Origin of the sequence: Prochlorococcus marinus str. MIT 9211, assembly GCF_000018585.1 — a bacterium.
GTDB lineage: Bacteria > Cyanobacteriota > Cyanobacteriia > PCC-6307 > Cyanobiaceae > Prochlorococcus_D > Prochlorococcus_D marinus_B.
In genome coordinates, this window is record NC_009976.1 from 1,374,057 (window position 1) to 1,398,794 (window position 24,738).

Below are 24,738 nucleotides of genomic sequence, written 5' to 3' on the forward strand. Positions count from 1 at the left end.
TAGATTTTGAATATTGTGTGGATAGAAAAAATTGCAAAAACTCAGATCTGTTGCCGTCACTAGGTTTCTCAACAGAGGGTTCTTATTGGTAACAAAGATGTTTTCTTTCAGTTGAGATCTGTTGGATATTAGTAATAGAAACTTGAAGTGGACCTTTTCTTTTTTATATTAAACAGATATTGAGTAGATAGCTGATAATGAAAGATACAAGGGATCTTCTAGTTAATTATGTCCAAAACAAATTCAAAAGTGACCGAGAAATCGTTCTTGCTGCTTTGAACTTAAGAAATGACATGCTAATGCGTGTCGATGAGAAGTTCAGAAGTGATCGGGAAATAGTTCTAGCTGCTGTTAAGTCATTTGGTTTAGCTCTCAAATTTGCTGATGAAAGCCTTAAGGCTAATCGAGAAATTGTTCTTGCTGCTGTTAAGTCAGATGGGAAAGCGCTTATGTATGCAGCTGAAGAATTAAAAGCTGATAGAGGAATCGTCCTTGCTGCTGTGAAATCAGATGGTTATGCACTTGCGCTTAAGACTAATCAAGAAACATTTCAAAGTGACCGAGAAATCGTTCTTGCTGCTGTTAGCTCAAAAAATTGCTATTGCAATGACAATAGTCTAGGAACAGCACTTGGCTTTGCCGATAGAAAATTTAACTGCGACCGTGAAATAGTTCTTGCTGCTGTTAATCAAAGTGGTTATGCGCTTAAGAATTGGGCTGATGAAAAGTTTCAAACCGACACCGAAATTGTAGTTGCAGCTATTAAATACATTTCTCTTGATTCTATTTATGGTGGGCATGACGAAGTAGATAAGAAGTATTGGAGCAATCGTGAAATAGTCTTAGAGGCTGTCAAATCAGTCGAAGGTGTCCTTTTATATGCCGAAAAATTTCAAAGCGATCGAGAAATCGTAATGGCAGCAGTTAAGCATGATTGGTTTGCCTTAAGTTATGCCAATAAGAAATTTCAAGCCGACCGTGAAATAGTTCTTGCTGCTGTGAAATCAGATGGTAATGCGCTTGAGTTTGCCGATGAAAAGTTTTTTAGCGACCGTGAAATCGCCCTTACAGCTGTTAGTTCCGGAGATGGGGCTTTTGATTATATCGACGAAAAATTCAAAAGTGACCGAGAAATCATTCTTGCTGCTGTTAAACAAACTGATTATGCACTCCGAGATGCCTCTGACGAATTAAAAGCTGATCGGGAAGTCGTTCTTGCTGCTGTTAAGTCTTTTGGTTGTGCACTCGACTATGCATCTGACGAATTAAAAGCTGATCGGGAAATAGTTCTTGCTGCTGTTAAGTCATTTGGTTGGGCACTCGGCTATGCCTCTGACGAATTAAAAGCTGATCGGGAAATAGTTCTTGCTGCTGTTAAGCAAAGTGGTTATGCGCTTGAATATGCCTCAGATGAATTAAAAGCTGATCGGGAAATAGTTCTCAGAGCTGTTAAAGAAAATGGTGAGGCATTTAGATTCGCCTCGAGAGAGTTAAAAGCTGATCGGGAAGTTGTTCTTGCTACTGTGACTTCCGGAGTTGAGGAGACTTTGGATTCTGTTATCGGCGAATATTTAAAAAATGAACGAGAAATTGTTCTTGCTGCTACGAAATCAGATTGCAGAGCATTTCGTTATGCCTCTGAACAATTAAAGAGTGATCGTGAAATACTCCTTGCAGCCTTAAAGTCGTTTACTCCTTTTAAAGAAAGCTCAATTTTTTCAAACGAGGTTTATTCTGATTAGTAATCAAAACTAGATTTAAAACTTTCGCCAAAAGAAGTAGTTAGCCAAAAGTTACTTTCAGTACAACCTAAATACACTGTGCTTGAAAAAAATGGCAACTGGTCAGAGGATAATGCCAATATCTCTGGGCGTCTAAAGAGTCTTGGTCACCAAGTTAAATACAGTTCTTTTAGTAGTGGATTAGCTTTAATCCAATGGCATAAGGGAAATTGGCATGGTGCGGCTGACCCAAGAAGAGAAGGGACAGCAGTCAGCTTGCAGGCAGAGGAAAATCCTTAAGAAGCTAAAAAGGTAAAGATGAATCCAACTTCTAATTCCTATTACCTTCAAATTCTAATTAGATAGAGTAAAGAAAAGAGATGGAAGCAAAGAACTTTCTTTTCATTAAATATCAATTAATAAATTGGTTTGCGAACGTTAAATTCCAAGATGCTTCTAAATACTAGCAAGCAGTTAACTCAAAAGTTCAATTAAATCAACACCCCATATTCTTAAATAACTATCTATTCGTAAAAGGAGGCATTTTACTTATATAGGCAGCAAAGAGAACAACAAGTATAAAAGGCCATGTAAAAAAAAGAGTAGAGACAATGATTGCCGCAAATGGGATAGCTAAGATGGCTAAGATAAATAAGAGAAGTATTTTTTCAGGCAACCCCATTGGCTTATTCATTCTTTCATTAAGTTCTTCAAGCCTACGTTGATGTTCTATTTTCTTCTGTCTTTCTTTCTCAGTTTTTTTATGTTCATATTTTTTGAAAAATTCCAGCATTTCTGGATCATCCTGAGCAGCCATCTCTAAATCAATCATTTTCTTCTCTCTACTTTTGAATACCTGTTTATATGATTTAGATGAGTTACCTATTAATACTTTAACTTCCTGAACTTGTTCTTCTGATAAGATAAACCATTCAGATTGGGGCAATCTATATGAGTCATATTTTCTATGCAAGATCTTCTCTAATCTCCCAGGATCCTTAACAATTTTTTGACTAATTAATCTTGTTTTAGTTCCAATCTCGAGTTGCCTTGAACGGCGATCCCAATTTAAAGTTATTCCAATTTTATAAGACCTTCCTTTTAGATCACTTATTAGATATATTGTTCCATACTTTGCATTCTCAGGTCGTGAGGGCTTTGAATTATTCATTTATAAAAGCTCATCTAATAAGTATTTTATTAGTAATAGAAACCTGATTGAAATAGAATAAAGAAATGAGGGTGAGAATGTTAAACCATCCACACACCATCCACACATCACTATATCGCTGAGATCCCATGGCATCACAGGAACCTAACTACTGGCTAATGAAGTGCGAACCTTGAATGGTTAAAAAGGATTGCATGTATACAAAATTGAATCAGCAGAATTGAAAAAACTAATTGCAATTAATCCGTGATTTTTTCTTGCCACTTGGAATATCACCAACTTTCAATCTTCTGATTTTTCCATCGTCCCAAATCCAAAAAACAGGGTCGGCTGCTTTTGCTTTCTGCAAGTCAGTTCTATCTCTCAAGCTAACAGGCTTAAATTCCTTAGTTGGATCGAAATCGCTATCTCTAACTGCCTGATTCAATACAATACTGCCTTCCGGCCCTGAAACAGATCTGTGATAAGTACCAATAGGTATCTGGAGAGCACCCATTTTTTGATTGAGGTAAATTACATGATGAGGCTCTTCCCATTCGGGGTTAAGCAAGGTAAAGGTACGCTTCCCCGCTAAGACCAAATTGTGGTCAACCTGGTGATGATGCACATAATACTGCTCAATTTCATCCTCATTTGGAGGGGAAATTGCACACCCATGATGAATGACTACATCAGATCCATTAGAGCCCTTGACTCCTGCATCAAAGAAAGTGACTTGAGGTGTTTCCCTAAACACATTCATTGGAACAAAGTTTAGAGAAATCTCTTTTTTACTTTTCGATTGATTCCACTGAACGTTAATTCGTATTGAGTCATCTAGACTTCTCAAAACAGGACAGTCCTTCGTGGCATTTTTGAGAACCTTTAATTGATCAGGCTCTAAATCACTTGGCATCTCAATTTGTAGTAATAAAGATTCAATCTTGCGTGGACCATTAGTTGTCATCTTCTTTTTAATTTCAACTGTTATCTCACCTAATTCCCAACCTTTTTCTTTTGCTTTAATTCCCATCACTGTAAGGAAACAAGTCCCTACTGCTGTCGCCAATAAATCAGTAGGAGCAAAGTTTTCTCCTTTTCCTGCATGATCAACAGGTGCATCAGTTCTAAGTGTTTGCCCAGAATGAACATGCTGAGCTTCTGTATGCAAATTCCCTAAATAACGACAAAGAATTCTGTCTACACTTCGTAGAGCTTACAAGTAGATTTAGCAGGATGAAGTTTACATTCCTCTTCCCAAAATAAATCTTGCTTTTGTTGTGGTAATTCATAAGAGAAATCATGAATATAATCAAGATCTCTCAGTGGATTTGTAAAGACTGTAAAAGGAGTTCTAAGTTTCATAATCCTCCTATTCGGTTAATTCATTTCTAACACATTCTTGTAAATTACATATAGGGCTTTCACGAAAGTATTTAGACTGTACGGTCCTTACTAATCAAAGTGTTATTAACCGTCTTAAGTGATATTTACCGTACATATTTCTTCGGTTTATATCATTAGTGATTTCTAAAATTAGAGACAAAATAATACTATTCCCGCACGGAACATCATGTACACATCCTTATTTGACACAGTTCTCTTCGACTCATTCTTTTCTCCTATGAGGACTGTTTATGTTGTCTCTGATAGTCAACTAGAGGAGATAAAGCGTAAACAACGACAAGAGGAGCTCGACAATCTTGAAGCTTCCCGCAAAAGACTAGAGGAAAGTTATCAGTCACGTATCAAAATCATTGATGAACGTGAGCATGAACTTCAAGAAGAACTCAAAGCGCTAGCACCAGGAGAAAAAAAAACTAAGCTTGCTGCTGAGAAAACTGAAAAGTGCGCTGTTAAGGCTTAAGTCTTTTAATTAGCCACGAGTGATGGGGATCACTAAATAGGTATAAAGGGGCCTTGTCGGGCCCCTTTATATGTTCAATTTCGAATGAATAGCCTTTGAGAAAAACAAAAAGCGAACTACGTAAAGATATTTTTAGACATGAAGAAGGGGGACGTATTTCGATGTCCCCCTTTGAGTCCAGCTCTTATTTTAATACCAACGAGCTCGGACTCCTATTTCATTTCTAGCCAACTAAGAACAAAACCCAAAGAGTATAAACACCTTCTTTTGATCTTTGCTAGCTAATGAAAAATGAGCTTAAAGCTATGACAAGAAAATGAATTATTATTTTTTATTCTGCACTAACCAATAAACAAAGAGAAATGAACCCCAAATTGGTAACAAATAAAGTGCTGTAAAAAAACCCATGAAAATAACTGAAAGGGCAACAATAATCAGACTAAAAATCCCAGCTCTGGTTAGCCAATTTCTTATTCGATCAGGCCAGCTTGGCCAACTTTCCTGACTTGGAAAACATATTTTATTTGAAAAATGGTTTGTTCTTTCTAAACGAAAATCCTCAAAATAAGCATAATTGCTATTTAACTCAGGGTTAATTCCTCTTTTGAAGATCCAGACTCTCATATTAAGAATTCCCAAACTACATGTGTAAAACTACTATCAATACTCCAACAGAAGATGGCTCTGATATGGACGGATCTCCGACTAAAAAGAACTTCTGTGCTAAAAAAATAAGCTAAGAGCACTCAAATTCCAAGTTGATCAAATGAAAAAGATTAGGGCTATAGCTATAGCTTTCGGTTTTGGGCTGGGTTTCCCTACAACATCATTAGCTGAAGTGCCACAAAGAATTCATCAACGCTGCCTTGAGGCAAGGGATTATCTTGGTTGTGTCAAAGCCATGCGAATAAATCCAGAGCTGAAGAAAAAAGAATTTGTTGGAATTGGTATACGAATCTTTTTAGACCAAGAGACTGCAAACCTAACTGTTCATTCTTCTATAAAAGGATCACCCGCAGACAAATCTGGCATCAAACCAGGTGATGTGATTCTCTCTATCGATGGCAGGCCAACAAAAGGGATGGGTCTCAAGGAAGCCATCGAATTAATAAAGGGAAAAGAAGGGAGCAATATCAGAATCGTCTTTCAAAGAATAAATGACTCAGGCAAAAGAAATCAGATCAAACTGCGTCTTGAAAGAGAAAAGATCTTGATTCCTAATCAACCAGTCTCGTCACAACCAGAATTTAGACAATGGATATATAAAGGATTTCCAGATGATCTCTCACCATTTTTTCCTCAGATAGAATGCAACCCAACAGAAAAAAATGAAAATAGCCTTGGTTTACAAACCTAATTGGAAGGAATCCGCCTGAATAGCAACCTTGTTTCGCTAAAAAGGATTTCGCACAAGAGAAGAACCACCTGTATCTTTTGATTTCTTTGAGCAAAAGCCCATGGCAAACGTCCTGATTTGATTAAATTACAAACCTCGTTATCTAATCATTATCTAAGCCTTGGAATAAATGGGATGTTTCTTACAGAAAAAATTACAAAAATGTCTGAACTGATTTAACGATAAATACAGGACGCATACATCCCCCATATTCCCCTCTAGAAAGTAGACATCGAGGTTAATGATTAATTTGCAAGACTTCTTTTCAGCAAGCTTTCAATCAAGTCTTCAGGTGCAGGGAAAAGCATTGAATACTCGTGTAAGAAAAGCGAACCACCTTTCTATGACTAGATAGTTATTCAAAGTTGGAATCGATTCACAAAAAAGTTGGAATGAGTTGCAGCCTCAATTCTTTAAATCGACTGGTAATACTGGCTTTCTTATTTAGCACTACTCAATTGAGAATGGTTGATTTTTTATTTTGATGTGATCTGTAGCTTCCAGTAATTCTTATTCCTTTCAAATCCTAATTAGATAGAGTAAAGAAAAGAGATGGAAGAATGAGGTTTCATTCCAACTCCATTCCAACCATCGAGTATCGCTAAGATTACAGACTATGACTGAACCAAACTACTGGATCATGAAAAGTGAACCAGACGCCTATAGCATTGATGACCTGAAAGAGGAAAAAGAAACACTTTGGGATGGAATTAGAAACTATCAAGCAAGGAACTTCATGAGATCAATGAATGTAGGAGATATTGCCTTCTTTTATCACTCAAATTGCAAACCCCCTGGGATAGTTGGACTCATGCAAGTAATAGAAACCAAATTAACTGACCCCACACAATTTGATAATCAATCAAAATACTTTGATCAAAAGTCATCATTAGAAAATCCAAGATGGGACTGTGCAAAACTAAAGTATCTAGGTGAGTTTGGTGAAAAGTTAAGCTTAAAAGAAATGTCAGATAATTTTACAGCTGAAGAATTACTTCTTCTTAGAAAAGGAAATAGACTTTCTATAATTCCGGTAAAGGAAAATATCGCTAAAAGACTTTATAATCTACTCGGTTCTGTTAAGTAACTCAGCCTGTTATTTGGAACTAACTATTGACAGAAGTATTAGAAAACATATTTTCAATAAAAAGGCGAGTTATTGGCCTTGAGTTAACACCATTCTGAACAAGAAAGCCTGCTAATGCTGCTTGTACTAATCGATACTGATCCCAATTTGGATGCATTTCGATATATCTTTTCATAGCCATCTCCAAATTCAAAGGTATTTCAGCTTGAAAGCTAACTATGCTCTCTTCAGCTTGAGTAGACGTGTTTTCAATAGGTAATCTGGACAAATCACTCATTCCACTTAATTGCATTTGATTTTGGGTTCTAATGCAACTAGTTCCCCACATTTACCTGGAAACGTCAAGGCAAGCTTCATGCCAAGGTCTCAACCTCTCTCAAGGCAAGACTCATTGCGGCAACGAGCCTCCTGCCCCCAGGCCAAAGCATTGTTTTATAGCTGGTTTCTCTCAAAAGTCAACAAAGGAGTTATATAATTCTCTTTTCCACAGTATTTAGGCTTGTCAGCAAAGCTTGCAGAAGAGTCTGTGGAAAACTTGTGAAATAACTATTTCATTAAAGCTCTCTAGATCAGTAAAAATTAAGGCCCATCCACGCAAAGTCTTAACCGGAATCCCACATTTTTCTCAAACCAGCAGTAATCATTTGAGCAATTGGTATAGGCCAATACATTTCCACAGAACGGCTTTGATAGCCATCTGAATCATCACCTTCCAGAATTAATTTAAGACTCCAGCTATTTTTATTTCCTTCAATGCAAGCCCAACATGGAGTTCGTTCTAATTCAAGAGAAATAGATTCCTCTGGCATCAATTGATTTTTTAAGCTTTGATGCTGGTCTATTAGCTCATTAATAATTTGAACAAGAATTTTCCATTCCCTTTCAGAAACCTCAAAAGCCCAATTTTCCCCACCAATTAAAAAAGGATAATTTTTTTTTGAAGGATCCCAAGCCAATCTCCAGCCAGGGCCTTCATGCTCAATCATCCTGGAAGAAGATCTGGTTGATCTTGCTCATCACTTAATTCGATAATTGCCCTTTGGACTGGCTTTACAGAAGACTCTTCTAAAAGTCCATCGAAATCATCGAAACGGCGTTGCTTTGCTCTAAATGCTATGCGAACAGTCGTTAAATACCTATTGCTTGACTGGCGAATCAAACTCTCACCACGCTTAGCAAGATCTTTGGAATCAAGTGCGGATCTAATCACAAATCCTTTTAATACTAAATTCAGTTTAAAGGAGAAAGTGTCTTCTTATTAGAAAATGAGTATTCAATGGCATTGAAATTAATTCATTTGTCTGAAAAGTCGATGAGGTCTCTTAACTAATGGGAACACTTGCGATAGATCTTGGGAGTACAACAACCGTGGTTGCATTCCAAGGAGAGAGAGATAAATCAGTCCAGCTGCTAGACCTTAAACCTATAAGTCGCATTCCTGGAGAAGTTCCAAGTCTTATATGGAAGCCTGAGAATCCCCAAGAAGAAGCCTTATTTGGATATCAAGTTGAAAGATTAACTCTATTAGATAGAAATAACCCAGGTTTTATTAGTGATTTCAAACGCTGGATTGGAGCGCCTCTTAATGATTCAATTTCATGGAATTACAATTTATTGCCAGAAGAGGCTGGAGAGCTTCTTATCAAAGAGATCTGGAAACAACTACCTGCTCACATTGAGATTAAAAGACTTGTAGTCACTGCACCAGTAGAAACTTATAAAGCATATAGAAAATGGCTCCATAAAATTTGTTTTGAATTAGATGTCAAAGAGATTGCGCTAGTAGATGAGCCCACAGCAGCAGCAATAGGAGCTGGGCAAAAAGGAGGGTCAAAATTATTAGTTATAGATATTGGAGGAAGCACAACAGATATCTCAATGGTTCTTCTAGAGGGTGGCGAAGGTCAGGCAGATCCAATCGCACAATTAATTCGTTTTAATGGGGAAGACCTAGAAGGCAAAAGCAAACAAGTTCTTCGTTGTGCAAAAGTTCTTGGGAAAGCTGGTCTTAGATTAGGAGGAAGAGATTTAGATAAATGGATATCTCATTATTTATTCCCAGATTCCGACAACTCTGAATTAATTCTTGATGCCGCAGAGAAATTAAAGTGCAAACTAAGCAACATCAATTTGTCGGAAACAAAAAAACTTACTGAGCTTGCTTTACTGAATCCACAAGGCGAAGCAAAAAAATTAAGTCTCAATAGACTAGAACTAGAGGAACTACTCCAGAAGAATGGTCTGATAAAAAGTTTGTCAAAGCTTTTAGATAAAACACTTGCTCAAGGGAGTGCGAATGGTTGTGAGCTTGAAGATCTTTCAGGGGTAGTTCTTGTAGGAGGTGGCTCAAGAATCCCAATAATTAAAAAATGGCTTCAACAAGCCATCGAGCCTGCCAAATTAATTACTCCTCCTCCTATTGAAGCGGTTGCAATTGGTGCTTTAAGTCTTACGCCTGGTGTGAGAATCAAAGATGTGCTTCATAAAGGTGTCTCATTAAGATGCTGGGATCAAAAAACCAATCAGCATATTTGGCATCCTCTTTTCTTACCAGGTCAACCATGGCCAACCGATAAACCCCTAGAGATTATTCTTGCAGCAAGTAAAGGCAATCAAAAAGAAATGGATTTGAAAATTGCAGACTATGAAATCGATGGAACTCATGAAGTTGTATATATCAATGGAATACCCATGATTAGAGATGAACCTTCTCTGCCCAAATTAACCCCATGGGAAGGAACTCCTTTATTAATTCCATTAAACCCTCCTGGAGAAGAGGGTGAAGATTGCTTAACACTACGCTTTTCAATTGATGATCATTGCGACCTAATAGTTGAAGGAAATGATATTCGAAATGAAAAAGAAATCATTCATAAGAATCTCGGTACTTTGAGATAACTCTTAAGTGTCTTATTAAGTGGTCTTAGTAAGGAAGACTCCTTCTACACCATCAACCTCCATAAGCTTTACATCAATAGTTTCTGACCTACGAGTTGGTACTTCCCTCCCACAAAAATCAGGCTGAATAGGAAGCTCTCTATGTCCTCTGTCAACCATCACCAATAACATAACCTTTTTACTTCTTCCCCAGGCCTGCAGAGCCTCAAGAGCAGCCCTAACTGTTCTTCCAGTAAAAATGACATCGTCAACCAACACCACTTGGCGACCTTCCAAACTTGAAGGGATTTCAGTGGAATGAACCATCCTTGTTCCTACACGAACCAAATCATCTCGATGAAAAGTAGGGTCTATTACTCCTTGATCAACTGCGTGACCAGTTTTTTCTTCCAATTTTTTCCCAAGAACTTTTGCTAATTGCTCTCCCCTAGTAGGAATTCCTAAAAGCAAAATTTCTTGTGTGTCTGAAACATTTTCAATAATTTGCGAAGCCAATCTGGCCAGGGTGCGACCTAGTTCTTCTTTCGAAAGTATTTCCACCTTCTCTTGACTAGATTGATCTTTCATTGAGATTAACTTGGTAGCAAAGTTTTATGGTCAAATACCTAAAAATTGATTTTAATTGAATTCGCAAAAGCTGACGGAAGTTAATACAAATGAAGCCTCTTACCAACAAACTAGTAATTTAATTATTAAGTTCATATAAATAGGCATTCAATCCGCCAAATGCCGCAGATCCCTTCATCATCCAATATAAAAAAGCCAGGTGGAGTTGCGCCTGTTGTACTCGCAATACTTGATGGATGGGGACATAGTGAGAAGTTTGAGGACAATGCTATTAAGAATGCCGATACCCCAATTATGGATGCGCTTTGGCAGGCATACCCTCATACGCTGATTGAAGCTAGTGGTGCTGATGTGGGGTTGCCAGATAGACAAATGGGCAATTCGGAAGTGGGACATCTAACAATTGGTGCAGGTCGAATCATCCAACAAGAGCTGGTAAGAATTACTAATACAGTTCGCTCTAACAAACTTTTTGAAATCGATGCTCTAAAAGATCTTGCTGAGTTGCTAAAAGCCAACAAGAAAACCTTGCATATTATTGGGCTGTGTTCTGATGGAGGAGTTCATAGTCACATCAATCACCTTTGCGGTCTATTGGATTGGTCTTCAAATCAAGGAATACAAAAAGTAGCTGTTCATGCTTTTACTGATGGAAGAGACACACCAGCGCAAAGTGCCAAGAAATACTTAGAAATTATCACTGAGAAGCTGAATTCATCAGACATTGGAGAACTAACAAGTTTATGTGGTCGCTACTGGGCAATGGATAGAGATAATCGCTGGGAAAGAACCTCAAAGGCATATGAATTATTAACCAACCCAAATTTTCCAATTTGCGATTCCTCTCCTGAGGAACTAATCGCCAACAGCTATCAAGAAGGGGTTACAGATGAATTCCTTGAGCCAGTTCGATTCAAACGCTCGTACATCGAAAATGGGGATGGAGTAATAATGTTCAATTTTCGACCTGATCGAGCAAGGCAATTGATTAAGGCAATTAGCTTGCCTGACTTCGATCAATTCGCTAGGGAATATACTCCCAAACCAAATGTATTAACCTTTACTCAATATGAAGCCAACCTGCCAGTCTCAGTAGCCTTTCCTCCTGAATCTCTTGAAGATCTTCTTGGAGAAGTAATTTCCAAACATGGACTTCTACAATATAGAACTGCTGAAACCGAAAAATATCCTCATGTCACTTACTTCCTAAATGGTGGGATTGAAAAACCATTACCAGGTGAACATCGTCATCTAGTTCCATCGCCACGTGTCGCGACATATGACATGACTCCAGCCATGTCAGCTGACATACTCACTGAAAGTTGTTTAAAAGCTATAGAAAGTGGGCTCTATTCACTAATAGTAATTAATTATGCTAATCCAGACATGGTTGGTCATACAGGTGTAATGGAAGCAGCTAAAGAAGCGATCAATAAAGTTGACACTTGCATTGGGCGAATTCTTGATTCAACAGGAAAAATGAGTGGAACTTTGCTAATAACAGCCGATCATGGAAATGCTGAAGTCATGAAAGGGGCTGACGGCCAACCTTGGACAGCTCATACGACAAATCCAGTCCCTGTAATTATTATTGAAGGCGAGAAGCGAAAGCTATCTGGAGAAGGGAATTCAATTCAATTACGTCAAGGGGGAGGTTTGGCAGACATAGCTCCTACAGTGCTTCAATTACTTTCGTTACCGAAACCAAAAGTAATGACTGGGTCGTCATTAATTGAGAATATAGAAACTCCTACAATTCCTTCTAGGGTTACTCAAACTGCTTAAGGAAATTTATTTATGCTTATTTCTGCAATAACTTGGATATGGGTAAGTAGTGGCCTACTTCTTATATTTCTAGTACTTCTACATAGTCCCAAAGGAGATGGTATGGGAGGTCTTGCTGCGAGTGGTAGCTCAATGTTCTCTAGTGCAAGTAGTGCAGAGTCAACTTTAAATAAAGCCACCTGGACGTGCCTAGCCATTTTCCTAGGACTTGCAATTATCCTTAGCGCAGGATGGTTAAAGTAGGATTAATGTTCTAACAGTAGTCTTTTCAAGTAAAATCTAAAGATATATGAAAGTAATTAAAAAGGCCGCTCCTTTAATATTTTTACTTTCATTAAGCTCAAATCATGGACATAGCACTTTAAAGAAGTGTGACGTTATATATGGAGAAAGGATAGGCGAAAAAGCCCTAGAGGAGAAGCATTTTAAGGAAAGACTAACTCCAGATACAAAAAATAAATATGGACTGGAATGTTACCAAATAGGAGTTGAGCATGATGACAAAAAAGCTCCATTACCTAGCAAGCCCATCTATGCTTGTTGCCAAAAAATCTAAATTGTTAATCTTCAAATTAAACTAAACTTGCATAAAAAAAAGAGGGCCTATGCCCTCTTTTTTTTATGCAAGTTTAGAAACTTATTGACTATTAATTAATAATCGAAGTCTCCTCCCATTCCGGCACCAGCGGAAGCAGCATCTTTCTTCTCAGGCAAATCAGCAACTATACATTCAGTGGTAAGAACCATACCTGCAATTGAGGCAGCATTCTGTAAACCTGAACGAGTAACTTTTGCTGGATCAACAATTCCTGCATTAAGCATGTCCACATATTCTCCAGAAGCAGCGTTGTAACCATCATTAACAGGCTTATTTTTTACATGCTCTGCGATTACCGCTCCATTTGCACCAGCATTTTCAGCAATGCGCATTAATGGTGCTGTTAAGGCAGCTTCAACAATATTTGCTCCTATAAGCTCTTCTCCAGAAAGATTATTACTAGCCCAAGATTGAAGTTCAGGAGAAAGATGAGCGAGTGTTGTTCCACCTCCAGGGACTATGCCCTCTTCAACTGCTGCTTTAGTTGCATTAATTGCATCTTCTAAACGAAGTTTCTTATCTTTCATTTCAGTCTCAGTAGCTGCACCGACTTTGACTACAGCAACTCCACCAGCAAGTTTTGCAAGACGTTCCTGTAATTTTTCCTTGTCATAAGTTGAATCGGTCTCATCCATTTGCTTCTTTATTTGCTCGCATCTTGCTTTGACTGCAACCTCATTACCTTCAGCAACAATGGTTGTCGTATCTTTGTTGATGGTTACTCTTCTAGAAGTGCCAAGCATTTCCAATGTGGCATTCTCTAGCTTCAGGCCAGCATCTTCAGTAATCAGCTGTCCATTAGTCAATACAGCCATATCTTCAAGCATTGCCTTTCTACGATCACCAAAACCAGGAGCCTTTACAGCTGCAACATTGAGGACACCACGTAAACGATTAACAACCAATGTTGCAAGAGCCTCCTTCTCAATATCCTCAGCGACAATTAATAATGGTTTGCCAGTTTTGGCAATTTGCTCAAGAACTGGAACAAGATCCTGAACTAAACCAATCTTTTTATCTGTGAGAAGGATATAAGGCTCGTCCAAAACCGCCTCCATTCTCTCAGTGTCAGTAGCGAAATAAGGAGATATATATCCCTTGTCAAAACGCATTCCTTCAGTGACTTCAAGTTCTGTCGTCATAGACTTTCCTTCTTCAAGAGAAATCACTCCTTCCTTGCCAACCTTATCCATAGCACTGGCAATCATCTGACCAACTTCCTCATCATTCCCTGCAGCAATTGTCCCGCATTGAGCAATGGCATTACTGTCACTAATCGGCTTAGCCTGTTCTTGAATCTTTTTAACAAGAAAATCAGTGGCTTTATCAATACCTTTCTTCAAAGTGATCGCATTGGCACCAGCAGCAACATTGCGCAATCCGGCTTTTACCATTGCATGAGCAAGAACAGTCGCTGTTGTAGTGCCATCACCAGCAGCATCATTAGTTTTTGAAGCTGCCTGGCGTATAAGGGCTACACCAGTATTTTCTATGTGATCCTCTAATTCGATCTCTTTAGCAATGGTTACACCATCATTAATGATCTGAGGAGCCCCAAATTTCTTTTCTAGGACTACATTGCGTCCCTTAGGACCAAGAGTAACGGCCACTGATTCGGCCAAGATGTCAATACCACGCTCGAGTGCTCGGCGGGCTTGCTCGTTGTAAATAATTCGCTTAGCCATGGGCTGCGTTTGTCTTAAAAAAGAATGAGGTGAAAATTGAGTGGTTTAGCTAAAAAAAGCCAAAATTTTAGTTGACTACGGCAAGGATGTCCTTCTCAGACAGCAGCACATACTCGTCACTACCGAGTTTGATATCGGTACCTGCATACTTGCTGTAAAGAACTTTGTCCCCAACTCCAACTTCTGGAGCTTGACGAGAACCATCTTCATTACGCTTGCCTGGACCAACTTGGGCTACTTCCCCAACTTGTGGTTTTTCTTTTGCGGTATCAGGAAGCAAAATCCCGCCAGCAGTCTTCTCTTCTGATTCAGAGACTTTTACAAAAACACGATCTCCAAGTGGCTTAACAGTGGAGACGCTGAGAGATACAGCGGCCATGAAATAATTCAGGATCTAAGAACAGAGCGCATAGCGCTTGATATCGGAACGAGTATTTCTCGAAACCGTATGGTCAACAACATATTCACCGAAGTGTCCCGAAGACTACTACTGTTCTGTGCGGTTGACCGAACCGCACTACATAGTCTCCCTGCGAGGTGGTAGTCTTGCGCCGCTTAGGAAGATTTGCCTAAGACAAATCTTTTCTCAGATTTTCTTTAATTGTTATGGCCCCTGCAGCAACTGCCTCAACCGGTACAAAGGGAATTGTCCGTCAAGTTATTGGACCAGTTTTAGATGTTGAATTTCCCGCTGGGAAGCTGCCCAAAATCTTGAATGCACTTCGAATAGAAGGCAAAAATCCAGCAGGTCAAGACATTGGACTAACAGCAGAGGTCCAACAATTGTTAGGAGATCACCGTGTTCGTGCTGTTGCTATGAGCGGGACAGATGGTCTCGTAAGAGGCATGGAGGCTGTTGATACTGGAGCCCCAATATCTGTTCCTGTTGGAGAAGCGACTCTAGGAAGAATTTTTAATGTTTTAGGCGAACCTGTTGATGAGCAAGGACCTATTAAAAGTTCAACGACTTCACCAATCCATAGATCAGCTCCAAAATTAACTGATCTCGAAACAAAGCCAAAAGTATTTGAAACAGGGATCAAAGTTATTGATCTACTCGCTCCATATAGGCAAGGCGGCAAAGTAGGTCTTTTTGGTGGAGCTGGTGTTGGTAAAACTGTTTTAATTCAAGAATTAATTAACAATATCGCCAAAGAGCATGGGGGTGTTTCAGTTTTTGGGGGTGTTGGAGAGCGTACACGCGAGGGAAATGATTTATATGAAGAATTTAAAGAATCTGGAGTTATAAATGCCGACAATCTAACTGAGTCAAAGGTAGCCCTTTGTTTCGGCCAAATGAATGAGCCACCAGGCGCAAGAATGAGAGTTGGCCTTTCAGCTTTAACGATGGCTGAACACTTTAGAGATGTTAATAAGCAAGATGTTCTGTTATTCATTGATAATATTTTCCGCTTTGTGCAGGCTGGTTCAGAAGTATCTGCTCTCTTAGGCAGAATGCCGTCTGCTGTGGGTTATCAACCAACATTGGGAACAGACGTTGGTGAACTTCAAGAGCGAATAACTTCAACACTTGAAGGATCAATAACTTCTATTCAGGCAGTTTATGTTCCTGCAGATGACTTAACAGACCCAGCTCCAGCAACAACTTTTGCACACCTTGATGCAACAACGGTTCTTGCAAGAGCTTTAGCGGCAAAAGGTATATATCCTGCTGTTGATCCACTCGATTCAACAAGTACCATGCTCCAGCCAGCAGTTGTTGGCGACGAGCATTACCGTACTGCAAGAGCCGTACAATCAACCCTACAAAGATATAAAGAACTTCAGGACATCATTGCAATTCTTGGATTAGATGAGCTCTCTGAAGAAGATAGAAAAACTTTTGATAGAGCTAGAAAAATAGAAAAGTTTTTATCTCAGCCATTCTTTGTTGCAGAGATCTTTACAGGCATGTCAGGTAAATACGTGAAGCTAGAAGAAACAATTGCAGGTTTTAACATGATTCTATCTGGAGAACTTGATAATCTTCCTGAGCAAGCTTTTTATCTAGTAGGAAATATCGAGGAAGTAAAAGCAAAAGCTCAAAAAATCAACTCAGAAAATAAAGGATAATCCAGGCAAGCAAAGCTTAAATGCAAAATATAACCCCAAACAAATTCATCGAAACTTGCAAACCCAACCAAACCGCCTCAACAAATGTCTCTAACACTTCGAGTGCTTGCTCCAGATAAAAACGTTTTTGATGGCATAGCTGAAGAAGTTATTCTTCCAAGCACAACAGGACTTTTGGGAATTTTGCCAGGGCATATCTCAATGGTCACTGCTATTGATACCGGAGTTCTAAGGGTACGAACAAATGGGAATTGGGACTCAATTGCTCTAATGGGTGGTTTCGCAGAAGTTGAGTCTGATGAAGTTACTGTTCTAGTTAATGCTGCCGAGCTCGCTAGTGAGATCAATGCCTCTGATGCCGAAAGCGAATTCGAACAGGCCAAAACTGAATTTGGTCAATTAGAAGGTCAAGAAAATTCGACTCAAAAAATCAAAGCAAAAGAAATGCTTAACAGAGCCAGAGCAAGGGTTCAAGCAACAAAGTCTGCCTAAAAAAATATAAACTTAAATTCAATTAAGACTTAAGCAGTCCCACAAAAAGTCACCTCAGGGAATTTCAACTTTGCCTCTTCAAGGCTTTTACCTTTTCCTTCTTCCTGCCAATAATTAATCACTTCAGTTGCTTTATTTAAGATTTCTACTCTTTCATGGTCAGTAATCCAGCCTTTATCTTCTAAATCTGTCTTAAGAGTTTCCCATGCATCTTCCCTAGGCCAAAAGAAGTAAGCCGTAAGAGGGCTGGGGCCACCTCCAACAATTTGATCTACTGCTAATGCAACATTATCTGGCAACCAGAGAATCTTTAGCAAAAACCTTCCTTCATCTGCTTTAGGGGTCCTCCCAGAAGGAACTCCATCAGCATCAAAAGTTGCAGATGCCAAAGCCTCTGCAGCTCCAAGCATCCCTGAACGAGATGCTTTAGCTTCATCACTTGCTGCAGAAGTGGTCTGATCTTCTTGATCAGCAGTCATTCCATCGGAAACCGTCATTACTTAAGTTTTATTCGTCTAACAATCAACTAACCTAACAGTCTTAGATCCTAAAGAGTTACTTGGAATTAAGAGGACTCGTTTTATTTGATATTGATGGAGTGATCCGTGATGTATCAGAAAGCTACCATCTTGCATTGCAGAAAACGGTAAATCAATACTGTGACTGGCAACCTTCTAATCGAGATATTGATTCTTTAAAGGCAGAAGGTTGTTGGAATAATGATTGGGATGCAAGTCTTGAACTTATAAAACGACATATTGAATCCAACAAACTCTCCATAGCATTGCCACAAAAAGAAAATCTTATAAAAAGTTTCAGTGATTTTTATTTTGGAGGGGACCCTAATGGCGACCCTCTTCAATGGGGAGGCCTGATCAAAAATGAGCCTCTATTAGTAGATCAAACTCTCTTTCAAAAATTAACCGACCAAAAAATAGGCTGGGGCTTTGTAAGCGGAGCAGAGCCTCCTTCAGCAAAATTTATTTTAGAGTGTCGCCTAGCACTAAAGAATCCACCCTTACTTGCAATGGGTGATGTACCTGATAAGCCTGATCCAACTGGCTTAATTAAGCTTTCTAGAAAACTTTTATCAAAAGATCTTGGCCCAAACACAGTTCCAATTGGATATATCGGAGATACTGTCGCAGACGTCTTAACTATTCAAAGAGCACGAGAAGAAATTCCAACTCAAAAGTTTTTAAGTTTTGCTGTTGTACCTCCTCATTTGCATAAGCCAGAGAATTCTTCTTTCAAAATGATTTATGAAAGGCAATTAAAAGAAGCTGGAGCAGATATTCTTCTTCAATCAACTAAAGACATCCTTAACTACTTATTCATAGACGAATAAATTAAACCAATTAAAAGCTTTATTATCTTTCCATTGCTTCTATAGACTTCAAAGCATTAGAGCTCAAAACTTCTGGTTCAAATTCAGTTACCAATACATCATCTTCAATTCGTATACCTATTCCCTTCCATCTTTCATGAATAGAAGGTTGCCCTTCAGGGATAGGCAGTCGATCACTTATATAGAGGCCTGGCTCCACTGTTAAGACCATCCCAGGTTCTAACGCGACCTGATAATCACCAAGTCGATATGAACCTACATCATGCACATCCAAACCAAGCCAATGGCCTGTCCTATGCATATAAAGGTGCCTGTAAGCACCTTGCTCAATTAGAGAATCAACCTTTCCTTTAAGTAGTCCAAGGGTAATCAAGCCTTCAATCAAAACCCTTACAGCAGTAAGATGTACTTCCTCAGTATTATTCCCAGAGACTACCGATTCAATAGCAGCTTTCTGAGCAATTAAAACAATCTCATATAGAGCTCTTTGTTCACTTGTAAACTTTCCACCAATTGGAAAAGTTCTAGTAATATCACCATTGTAATAATCAACCAAAGAACATCCAGCATCTATAAGTAACAACTTTCCATCACTAAGAGGAGCACAATTAGCAGTGTAATGAAGTATGCAGGCATTATCTCCACTAGCCACTATTGATCCATAAGCAGGTCCTCTAGCTCCTTTTTCTAAAAAGAATTTTTCAATTTCAGCTTGGATTGCTCTTTCATTCATTCCAGGCTGTGTAACATTTCTCGCTAATTCATGCGCTCCTGCAGAAATATAAGCAGCCTCACGTAATCGATCTACTTCCCAAGAGTCTTTACGAAGTCTTAGTTTGTGCAGTAACGAACAAGGAGGTTTTAATGACAATGGAGCATATCCACTTCGAGAAGATTTATTTATTTGTTCAGACCAAACTTTAAGAACTATTGGTTCTATTTTTTCGTATTTACCAATGCGAAAAGCTAGCCCTTCTGCACCAACAATATATTCCTCAAGAAGATTAGGTAATTGCTGTAAAGGGTGGGCTATATCGGCATGAAAATGATTTACAGCCCCTTCTACTCCCCAACGAAAACCATTCCAAATTTCAATTGATGAGTCTTTAGGTAAAACAAACAACACATACCTTTCTCCATGCGGTCGATGAGGCAAGAACAAAGCCACTGCATCAGGCTCATCAAAACCAGTTAAATACCAAAAATCACTGTCCTGCCTAAATGGATATTCACAATCAGCATGATGAATAACACTAGAAGCAGCTGGAATAATTGCTGCATGACCCCCTAATTGGTCAAGAAAGCGAGTTCTCCGCTCTTGGAAAATAATCTGGTTACTCACAAGAAAGTCTTCATTATTAGTTATCTAGGATGGCAGGACATCGAACTTAGTGGAAAAATAAAGTTCATAAGACTCTTCATCATCACTGAAGATCCCCAAGGTATGAGTCCTGACCTCCTATTCCTAGCAATTCTTGTTGTAGTTGTAATAATTGGCTCTGCGTTGTGCTCTGGAGTAGAAGCTGCATTCCTAGCAGTTAATCCATTACGAGTACATGAACTTGCCGCTAAGAAAAGACCAGTGAATGGAGCGAGAAGGTTAGAAAAACTCAGACATCGCCTAGGAAGGACGCTAACAGTACTAACAATTACAAATAATGGCTTCAACATCTTTGGGAGTTTAATGCTCGGCAGTTATGCAACGTTTGTTTTTAAAAGTGGGATGGTACTACCTTTGTTCTCAATAGGTTTAACCATCTTGGTATTGCTATTAGGAGAAATAGTCCCAAAATCAATTGGGACGAGGTTTTCCTTGAAAGTTTCACTTGCAAGTGCGCCTATTCTTACTTTACTGAGCCTCATAATGAGACCTGTAATCATTCCACTAGAGCGATTGCTGCCTGTAATTACTACAGAAAATGAAATAAGCACGGATGAAGAGGAAATTACGCAAATGGCCAGACTTGGTTCGCAAAAAGGGTATATAGAAGCCGATGAAGCCGCAATGATTTCTAAAGTCTTTCAATTAAATGATTTAACAGCAAGAGACCTTATGACTCCAAGAGTGGCAGCACCAACCCTTGATGGCTCCATAAGCTTAGAAGAGGTGAGGCCAAACTTAATCACTAATCACTCTCAATGGTGGGTAGTTCTAGGCAAAGAAGTAGATAAAGTAATAGGAGTAGTTAATCGAGAACAGCTTCTTACTGCATTACTACAAGGACAAAATCAACTTACTCCAAAAGATCTCGCAGAAAAAGTAGAGTTTGTCCCAGAAATGATTCGAGTAGATAGATTGCTGAATAATTTTACTGAAGATAAGAATGGCGTCAGAGTTGTCGTAGATGAGTTCGGAGGTTTTGTTGGTTTAATTGGAGCAGAAGCAGTCTTAGCTGTTTTGGCAGGTTGGTGGAGGAAATCCAAGATATGAGTTACATGCAATCAACTCCTCAATTATGTAGATCACTACTTAGCCAATGGCGCAATCAATTAGAACTAACCAAGCTTGAAAAAGCGCAAATGGCAGGTGAACTAAAAGCCTTAGACAAACAACTTGAACGCCTATCACAGAAGTATTTACGGATCACAGTATTTGGCAGAGTAGGCGTTGGCAAATCAAGTCTTCTAAATGCATTACTCGGTAAAAAACTATTCCCTACAGATGTTGCTCACGGCTGTACCCGAAAAACGAAAAGTGTTGTGTGGTCTCATGAAATTGGCAACCTAACTCAAGTAGAGCTAGTAGACACCCCAGGTATTGATGAAATTGCTGCAAAAGGCAGAGCTCGTCTAGCTTCTCGTATCGCTTTAAATTGTGACTTGGTGCTCTTCGTCCTAGATAGTGATGTCAATGTTATTGAATTAGAAGCCATAGAAAATCTTCTTCACAGTGGGAAACCGCTTTTATTAGTGCTTAACCGATGTGACCAATGGAGATCGCATGAAATTAAAAATGTTCTTAAAAGTATTCGGCATCGACTACCTCCTACAGCCAAAGATCTCATAATTGAAGCAGTCTCCGCAGCGCCACGTAAAGCTCAAATTCAAGCTAATGGTCGCATTCGTAGCAAGGAGTGTGTTCCAATAATCGGTTCTCTCCAAAATACATTGATAAAACTATTAAAAGAGCAAGGTAATCTGCTACTAGCCTTGAATGCACTTAGACAAGCTGACAATTTCTACCATTCTTTAAAGACTGGAAGGCTAGAAAGAAGGAAAACAGCAGCACAAACCTTAATTGGTAAATTTGCGACTATTAAGGCCTCAGGAGTTGCCGTAAACCCTTTATTAATATTTGATCTCGCGACTGGTTTTGCCTTAGACACAGCGTTAATTATTCAGCTGAGCAAATTATATGGACTGCAATTAAAAGGTCCTTCAGCTAGAAAGCTAATACAACATTTATCATTACATAACAGCTTTCTAGGTGGTGTTCAGATAGGTATTCACATTTTTCTTGGAGCAATACGTCATATCCTCATACTGGGAGCACCATTTACAGGAGGCTTAAGTCTTGCTTCTACTGCTCCAGTTGCCTTGGCCCAAGCTGCTCTAGCAGTTCACACAACGAAACTCACAGGCCGATTGGCGGCCAAAGAGTTTCTTCGAGGAAGTCAATCACAACAGGTCCAGCCAAGTTCCATTTTAAGATGGGTTATAAGAAAAGATCCCGAAGTTAAAAATTGGCTAAGTAACTGGCCACTAATGACTAAAAATGAACTATTTGCGATGAAAAGTCTGCTCCCGTGAACGTGATAGTAAGTCCAATAGCATTACTAGGCACAAGTGCTGATCCCCCAACTTATGGTCATCAAGCTCTTTTAAAAGGATTAAGCAATCTTTTTCCTAAAGTAGTTACATGGGCAAGTGATAACCCAATGAAAAACCATTGTGCATCTCTTACCCAACGACATGAACTCCTCAAAACTCTAGTCAAAGATCTCGCTATACCTCATCTAGAAATCAAACAAGAGTTAAGTCACAGCCAAACAATCAAATCCATAGACATAGCTATCCAATGCTGGCCTGGGTCTGAGTTAGTATTAATTATCGGTAGTGACCTTACAGAGCAAGTTCCCAACTGGGTGCAATCGAAAGATTTGCTATCAAAAGCCCGCCTAGGTATTGCTCCTCGTGAAGGATGGCCGGTTACCAAAAGAGGTCTAAAAGTCTTAAAGAGTATTGGCGCAAAAGTTGATGTATTACCTTTAACACTTCCAGCAACTTCTAGTTCGAGAGTAAGAACTAAGCCTGAGCCCTCTCAAATCCCTAAATCTATCTTGCCACTACTTAAAGAGGCAAACTTATATGGTCTTTCAATAAACGGTCAATAGAATGAGACTTGCCTTAGGACAAATCAACTCTTTGGTAGGTGATTTAAAAGGGAATAGTCACAAAATCCTTACAGTCTGCAAAGAAGTCGCACAAAAAGAAGTGGACCTTTTAATTACTCCCGAGCTTTCACTCTGGGGATATCCACCTCGAGATCTTCTATTAGACCCTGCCCTTGTCTATTACCAATGGACAATTCTTAATAAGATGGTTGGTTCAATCGAAAAGGATTGTCCTAATTTATCAGTATTAGTTGGAGTTGCTGAGCCGACACCAGACTGTCAAATTCCAAAGTTGTTTAATGCCATTGCTCTTGTCCAAAGAAAAGGATGGAGAATAATAGCAAGAAAGCAACTACTACCTACTTATGATGTTTTTGACGAGAAAAGATACTTTCGACCTGCAGAGAATAGCGGGATATTAGATATTGAAATCAATTCGAAACCATGGCGTATAGGACTTACGATATGCGAGGATTTGTGGGTTGAAGAAAAACTACAAGGGCAAAGGGTCGAAGGAGCAGATCCATTGTCAGACTTGAGAGAAAAAGGTATTGACCTGCTTATAAATATGTCTGCCTCACCTTTTAGCTTGAAGAAGAAATCATTGCGAAAAGAGTTAGCCGTCAAGGCGTCTCAAAGGCTGAAATGTCCTGTTATCTATGTCAACCAAGTTGGAGGCAATGATGAACTTGTATTTGATGGAGCAAGCTTTGCTATAGATCAAAAAGGAGAGCTTTCTCTCGAATTACCAAGATATAAAGAACATATAGACATATGGGAGCCTGGTAGAACATACAAAATACCTCCATCTCTAACAAAAGAAAGAGAAGAAGAAATGCTTATGAATACGCTTGTTCTTGGAGTAAAAGATTATGCAGAGAAATGTGATTTCAAAAGTGTCTTGTTAGGGCTTAGTGGAGGTATTGACTCCGCTCTGGTGGCTGTTATCGCCACAGCAGCCTTAGGAGCAGCGAATGTTCATGGTGTCCTAATGCCTTCTCCATGGAGTTCTAACAACTCGCTTACAGACGCCTTAAATCTTGCAAAAAGGCTAGGAATCCAAACTAATACCATCCCTATATCATCTCTTATGAATGCCTATGACACTGAATTAAAGGAAGTTTTTGGCGAGTCACCTAAAGATGTAACAGCTGAAAATTTGCAAGCTCGAATTCGAGGGACATTACTTATGGCTATTGCTAATCAACAGCAACATCTTCTGCTATCGACTGGGAACAAGTCTGAGTTAGCAGTAGGCTATTGCACACTTTATGGGGATATGAATGGAGGAGTATCAGTTATCGGTGATCTGTATAAGACAAGTGTATTTAATTTATGTGATTGGCTAGACAGCAAAGCTGCTGACAACTGTAAAGAATCTCTTGGTCTTCCCAAACAAAAAGAGCTAATTGGAGTATCAATTCGTACAAAACCTCCAAGTGCCGAGCTAAGACCTGGACAGCTCGATAGTGATTCTCTGCCTGAATATAAGGTTCTCGACCCTATTCTTAAAGCTTTAATAGAAGATAGAATTAATCCAATAGAACTTATTAAAAGTGGTTTTGATTCTGAAGTAGTGCAGCGAATTCAACTACTACTAAAACAATCAGAGTTTAAAAGGCGTCAAGCCCCACCTGTATTCAAAGTAAGCAATCAAGCTTTTGGGAGTGGTTGGAGGGTACCTATTGCAGCTTCATATTCAAGGTTACTTAAGAACGAATCTAATGTTTAACCCCA

The 24,738-nt window shown here is 39.1% G+C and carries 27 protein-coding genes; 16 read left to right on the top strand and 11 right to left on the bottom strand.

Features of this window, described 5'->3' with window-relative positions; all coding sequences use genetic code 11:
- Positions 1-197: 197 nt before the first annotated feature.
- A complete protein-coding gene (locus P9211_RS07450) occupies positions 198-1,742 on the top strand; it encodes a DUF4116 domain-containing protein (RefSeq protein ID WP_012196090.1) in 1,545 nt (514 codons plus the stop codon).
- Between the two features lie 78 nt (positions 1,743-1,820).
- Positions 1,821-2,021 carry a hypothetical protein gene (locus tag P9211_RS07455; RefSeq protein WP_012196091.1) on the top strand — a complete coding sequence of 67 codons (201 nt, stop codon included), beginning with the start codon at positions 1,821-1,823 and terminating at the stop codon, positions 2,019-2,021.
- A gap of 220 nt (positions 2,022-2,241) precedes the next feature.
- On the opposite strand, the gene P9211_RS07460 is transcribed toward P9211_RS07455, so the two are convergent.
- Positions 2,242-2,892 (bottom strand): GIY-YIG nuclease family protein, encoded by a 651-nt coding sequence (locus P9211_RS07460; protein ID WP_012196092.1) that lies wholly within the window; start codon positions 2,890-2,892, stop codon positions 2,242-2,244.
- Positions 2,893-3,121: 229 nt separating this feature from the next.
- Entirely contained in the window at positions 3,122-4,042 is a 921-nt protein-coding gene (locus tag P9211_RS10030; RefSeq protein WP_012196093.1) for an OsmC family protein, read from the bottom strand.
- 402 nt (positions 4,043-4,444) lie between these two features.
- Here P9211_RS10030 and P9211_RS07470 point away from each other — a divergent pair, with 402 nt between their 5' ends.
- Entirely contained in the window at positions 4,445-4,738 is a 294-nt protein-coding gene (locus P9211_RS07470; RefSeq protein WP_012196095.1) for a hypothetical protein, read from the top strand.
- Positions 4,739-5,062: 324 nt separating this feature from the next.
- Here P9211_RS07470 and P9211_RS09630 read toward each other — a convergent pair whose 3' ends face one another.
- Positions 5,063-5,362 carry a hypothetical protein gene (locus P9211_RS09630; protein ID WP_041391220.1) on the bottom strand — a complete coding sequence of 100 codons (300 nt, stop codon included), beginning with the start codon at positions 5,360-5,362 and terminating at the stop codon, positions 5,063-5,065.
- Between the two features lie 142 nt (positions 5,363-5,504).
- Between P9211_RS09630 and P9211_RS07480 the strand changes: the two genes are divergently transcribed.
- Together P9211_RS07480 and P9211_RS07485 are read left to right on the top strand one after the other, a co-directional pair.
- Positions 5,505-6,095 (top strand): PDZ domain-containing protein, encoded by a 591-nt coding sequence (locus tag P9211_RS07480; RefSeq protein ID WP_012196097.1) that lies wholly within the window; start codon positions 5,505-5,507, stop codon positions 6,093-6,095.
- Positions 6,096-6,750: 655 nt separating this feature from the next.
- Positions 6,751-7,221, top strand: a complete 471-nt coding sequence (locus tag P9211_RS07485; RefSeq protein ID WP_012196098.1) for an EVE domain-containing protein — start codon at positions 6,751-6,753, stop codon at positions 7,219-7,221.
- A 19-nt stretch (positions 7,222-7,240) separates the two neighbouring features.
- On the opposite strand, the gene P9211_RS07490 is transcribed toward P9211_RS07485, so the two are convergent.
- From P9211_RS07490 to P9211_RS07505, 3 genes are all read right to left on the bottom strand, one after another.
- The gene (locus P9211_RS07490; protein WP_049750906.1) at positions 7,241-7,498 is read right to left on the bottom strand and encodes a DUF2811 domain-containing protein; all 258 of its coding nucleotides are present in this window, start codon (positions 7,496-7,498) and stop codon (positions 7,241-7,243) included.
- A gap of 325 nt (positions 7,499-7,823) precedes the next feature.
- Positions 7,824-8,207, bottom strand: coding sequence for a DUF1818 family protein (locus P9211_RS07500; RefSeq protein WP_012196100.1), 384 nt, complete (start codon positions 8,205-8,207; stop codon positions 7,824-7,826).
- Complete coding sequence (locus P9211_RS07505) at positions 8,204-8,431, bottom strand: DNA-directed RNA polymerase subunit omega (protein ID WP_012196101.1); 228 nt, start codon at positions 8,429-8,431, stop codon at positions 8,204-8,206. Before P9211_RS07505 ends, P9211_RS07500 begins: the two co-directional genes overlap by 4 nt.
- Positions 8,432-8,550: 119 nt before the next feature.
- On the opposite strand from P9211_RS07505, the gene P9211_RS07510 reads away from it, so the two are divergent.
- Positions 8,551-10,119: an Hsp70 family protein gene (locus P9211_RS07510; RefSeq protein ID WP_012196102.1), complete on the top strand. Its 1,569-nt coding sequence runs from the start codon at positions 8,551-8,553 to the stop codon at positions 10,117-10,119.
- A gap of 15 nt (positions 10,120-10,134) precedes the next feature.
- On the opposite strand, the gene pyrR is transcribed toward P9211_RS07510, so the two are convergent.
- On the bottom strand, positions 10,135-10,686 hold the full coding sequence (pyrR, locus tag P9211_RS07515) for a bifunctional pyr operon transcriptional regulator/uracil phosphoribosyltransferase PyrR (RefSeq protein WP_012196103.1): 552 nt from the start codon (positions 10,684-10,686) through the stop codon (positions 10,135-10,137).
- A gap of 159 nt (positions 10,687-10,845) precedes the next feature.
- Here pyrR and gpmI point away from each other — a divergent pair, with 159 nt between their 5' ends.
- Genes gpmI through P9211_RS07530 form a run of 3 tightly spaced genes read left to right on the top strand, consistent with a single transcriptional unit; the run spans position 10,846 to position 13,027 of the window.
- Positions 10,846-12,471: a 2,3-bisphosphoglycerate-independent phosphoglycerate mutase gene (gpmI, locus tag P9211_RS07520; RefSeq protein ID WP_012196104.1), complete on the top strand. Its 1,626-nt coding sequence runs from the start codon at positions 10,846-10,848 to the stop codon at positions 12,469-12,471.
- A 12-nt stretch (positions 12,472-12,483) separates the two neighbouring features.
- A complete protein-coding gene (gene secG / locus P9211_RS07525; RefSeq protein ID WP_012196105.1) occupies positions 12,484-12,714 on the top strand; it encodes a preprotein translocase subunit SecG in 231 nt (76 codons plus the stop codon).
- A gap of 46 nt (positions 12,715-12,760) precedes the next feature.
- The gene (locus tag P9211_RS07530; RefSeq protein ID WP_012196106.1) at positions 12,761-13,027 is read left to right on the top strand and encodes a hypothetical protein; all 267 of its coding nucleotides are present in this window, start codon (positions 12,761-12,763) and stop codon (positions 13,025-13,027) included.
- 95 nt (positions 13,028-13,122) lie between these two features.
- Here P9211_RS07530 and groL read toward each other — a convergent pair whose 3' ends face one another.
- Positions 13,123-14,754, bottom strand: a complete 1,632-nt coding sequence (gene groL, locus P9211_RS07535; RefSeq protein ID WP_012196107.1) for a chaperonin GroEL — start codon at positions 14,752-14,754, stop codon at positions 13,123-13,125.
- A 67-nt stretch (positions 14,755-14,821) separates the two neighbouring features.
- The gene (gene groES / locus P9211_RS07540; RefSeq protein ID WP_012196108.1) at positions 14,822-15,133 is read right to left on the bottom strand and encodes a co-chaperone GroES; all 312 of its coding nucleotides are present in this window, start codon (positions 15,131-15,133) and stop codon (positions 14,822-14,824) included.
- A gap of 227 nt (positions 15,134-15,360) precedes the next feature.
- Between groES and atpD the strand changes: the two genes are divergently transcribed.
- Both atpD and atpC read left to right on the top strand, forming a co-directional pair.
- Complete coding sequence (gene atpD / locus P9211_RS07545; protein WP_012196109.1) at positions 15,361-16,827, top strand: F0F1 ATP synthase subunit beta; 1,467 nt, start codon at positions 15,361-15,363, stop codon at positions 16,825-16,827.
- An 84-nt stretch (positions 16,828-16,911) separates the two neighbouring features.
- Complete coding sequence (gene atpC, locus P9211_RS07550; RefSeq protein ID WP_012196110.1) at positions 16,912-17,319, top strand: ATP synthase F1 subunit epsilon; 408 nt, start codon at positions 16,912-16,914, stop codon at positions 17,317-17,319.
- A 29-nt stretch (positions 17,320-17,348) separates the two neighbouring features.
- Here the strand turns inward: atpC and P9211_RS07555 are convergent, their stop codons facing one another.
- Positions 17,349-17,816: a 30S ribosomal protein PSRP-3 gene (locus P9211_RS07555; RefSeq protein WP_012196111.1), complete on the bottom strand. Its 468-nt coding sequence runs from the start codon at positions 17,814-17,816 to the stop codon at positions 17,349-17,351.
- 62 nt (positions 17,817-17,878) lie between these two features.
- Between P9211_RS07555 and P9211_RS07560 the strand changes: the two genes are divergently transcribed.
- Positions 17,879-18,667 (top strand): TIGR01548 family HAD-type hydrolase, encoded by a 789-nt coding sequence (locus P9211_RS07560; protein ID WP_012196112.1) that lies wholly within the window; start codon positions 17,879-17,881, stop codon positions 18,665-18,667.
- Between the two features lie 22 nt (positions 18,668-18,689).
- Here P9211_RS07560 and P9211_RS07565 read toward each other — a convergent pair whose 3' ends face one another.
- Positions 18,690-20,009 (bottom strand): aminopeptidase P N-terminal domain-containing protein, encoded by a 1,320-nt coding sequence (locus P9211_RS07565; RefSeq protein WP_012196113.1) that lies wholly within the window; start codon positions 20,007-20,009, stop codon positions 18,690-18,692.
- 102 nt (positions 20,010-20,111) lie between these two features.
- Here P9211_RS07565 and P9211_RS07570 point away from each other — a divergent pair, with 102 nt between their 5' ends.
- The 4 genes from P9211_RS07570 to P9211_RS07585 are packed head-to-tail and all read left to right on the top strand — an operon-like array spanning position 20,112 to position 24,733.
- Complete coding sequence (locus P9211_RS07570; RefSeq protein ID WP_041391612.1) at positions 20,112-21,098, top strand: CNNM domain-containing protein; 987 nt, start codon at positions 20,112-20,114, stop codon at positions 21,096-21,098.
- A complete protein-coding gene (locus P9211_RS07575) occupies positions 21,095-22,417 on the top strand; it encodes a GTP-binding protein (protein WP_012196115.1) in 1,323 nt (440 codons plus the stop codon). Before P9211_RS07570 ends, P9211_RS07575 begins: the two co-directional genes overlap by 4 nt.
- A complete protein-coding gene (locus P9211_RS07580; RefSeq protein ID WP_012196116.1) occupies positions 22,414-23,001 on the top strand; it encodes a nicotinate-nucleotide adenylyltransferase in 588 nt (195 codons plus the stop codon). Before P9211_RS07575 ends, P9211_RS07580 begins: the two co-directional genes overlap by 4 nt.
- 1 nt (position 23,002) lies before the next feature.
- Positions 23,003-24,733: an NAD+ synthase gene (locus P9211_RS07585; RefSeq protein ID WP_012196117.1), complete on the top strand. Its 1,731-nt coding sequence runs from the start codon at positions 23,003-23,005 to the stop codon at positions 24,731-24,733.
- The last annotated feature ends 5 nt before the right edge of the window (positions 24,734-24,738 follow it).